At 47.5% G+C, this 1,872-nt stretch carries 2 protein-coding genes; both read right to left on the bottom strand.

The features are described from left to right. Positions 1 to 69 precede the first annotated feature (69 nt). Positions 70 to 1,206, bottom strand: a complete 1,137-nt coding sequence (gene sctU, locus PDO_RS14060) for a type III secretion system export apparatus subunit SctU (RefSeq protein ID WP_007602799.1) — start codon at positions 1,204 to 1,206, stop codon at positions 70 to 72. Beyond that, a partial coding sequence (gene sctT / locus PDO_RS14055; RefSeq protein ID WP_007602798.1) for a type III secretion system export apparatus subunit SctT occupies positions 1,203 to 1,872 on the bottom strand: 670 nt, incomplete at its 5' end. The genes sctU and sctT, both read right to left, overlap by 4 nt.

Below are 1,872 nucleotides of genomic sequence, written 5' to 3'. Positions count from 1 at the left end.
AGGGAATCACAAATTACCGCGCCAGTAAAGACACCCGCGCACAGGTCTCATAACTATCATCGTGCCGCATCAATAGCCGCCCTCGCCCGGTCTTGCGAGGTGTAAGCCTTTCTCCATATCGATGACGCCATGCTTTAGCGGCGATATGTACAATGTCTCACGATTCTGATTCACCCAAGCCAGAATTTCGGCGACAGCCGAAAACCATTCATCTGGAATGAAGGCGTTGATTTCGGTATCGGCATAAAGTGAGCGAGCGAGGGGAACATTCCGGAAAATCGGGACACCTGCGCGTTCCGCCTGTGTCCGGATTTCATGAGCATACAGATTACATCCCTTTGCGACGACGATGGGCAACGGCGCGACTTCGGGATTGTAGTCGAATGCCACCGCAAAATGCGTGGGGTTGATGATAACCGCAGTCGCCTTCTTTGCTCTATCGAGCCCGTCGCTCAATAAAAGTTCCTGCGCAATCTGCTTTCGTTTGCCCTTAATAATAGGATCGCCTTCACTTTCCTTCGATTCGCGTGTCACCTCTTCTTTCGTCATCATCAGGCTTTTTGTATGGGAATGTCGTTGGTAGAAGAAATCCAAGATAGCAACAACGATGAATGCAAGTCCCGTATAGAACAGCATTTCAAAAATAACTATAGACGTTACATGAGTTAAGCAGCTCATTCCGCAATAAATTGAATACATATATGCGTTTATATTTTCAGTTATGATAACGTACATAATTGACGTCAATATCAGTATCTTTATAATTGCTTTAACGGTCTCAAACAATTGTTTTACAGAAAAAATCTTACCGAACCCCGATATGGGGCTGATATTTGAGAGTTTAGGGCTAATCACTTCAAACGAAAAGAGAGCACCGAACTGTGAAACATTTGCTAGAATTGCGGAGCCGATGGCAATGCCGAGCAACGGCAGCAAAACTACCACACATTCATCGAAGATAAGACGCATAGCCAGAAAAGCCGAGGTCTGGAAATCTCGCCCATGCAGTTGAACTATGTTGTCAATCATGCCTTCCAAGCGCGTCATCGTCGCGCCCCAAGTATAGCAGATATAAGCGATTACGCTGATGAGGGTTGCAGTCGCGACAACTTCCTGACTGCGAACCACTTGACCCTTCGTTCGGGCATCTCGCGTCTTTTTGGCAGTGGGCTGCTCGGTTTTTTCACCTGACTGGCCGCTGCTCATGGTAGTTTTGTTCCTTCGTTGTTCTTTGTTGCGAGAATTTCTCTGCCCTCTATCAAGACCGTATAAAGTTGGTCAGTAAAATCTACGAATACAGATTGCTGGTCGGCGGCATAGGGGAACATTACCTTGATGTAAAAAATGAGCAGGAAAATTGCAATTGCACTCTTGATCGGCATTGCCAAGATAAAGACCTGAACTTGCGGGGCGAAACGGCTGACCAACGCCAGAGCAAATTCAGACAAGAACATCAATGCAACGACTGGCGCAGCGAGGATGAACATTGTGCGCATTCCCACATCCAGAACTGCCAGAAATAGGACAGGGAACTGATCCGAGACGATGGGCAGCATCTTCGTAACTGGCCAAAGAAGAAAACTCTTATACAGGATCCCCATCATCAAAAGAACGCCGCCGACAGCATAGAAGTAGGTTAGGAAGGCTTGCGAAAATAAGTTCCCCGTAAGTGATGTTTCGTTGCCCTGGAGTGGATCGATACTTGATGCGATCGCATCGCCGCGCTGATTGTCGATAAAGTCGCCGGCGGCGACTACCGACCAGAAAATCCATCCGACCATATAACCGAAGATGAAGCCGATTGCATACTCTTTTGACGAAAAAGGCGGACAAAAGTGGACATATTCTCGCCCCAACCAAACCGACAGTGGG

The sequence above is a fragment of the Rhizobium sp. PDO1-076 genome (assembly GCF_000247475.1).
Lineage (GTDB): Bacteria > Pseudomonadota > Alphaproteobacteria > Rhizobiales > Rhizobiaceae > Allorhizobium.
This window is presented reverse-complemented; position numbering and strand designations above follow the sequence as displayed.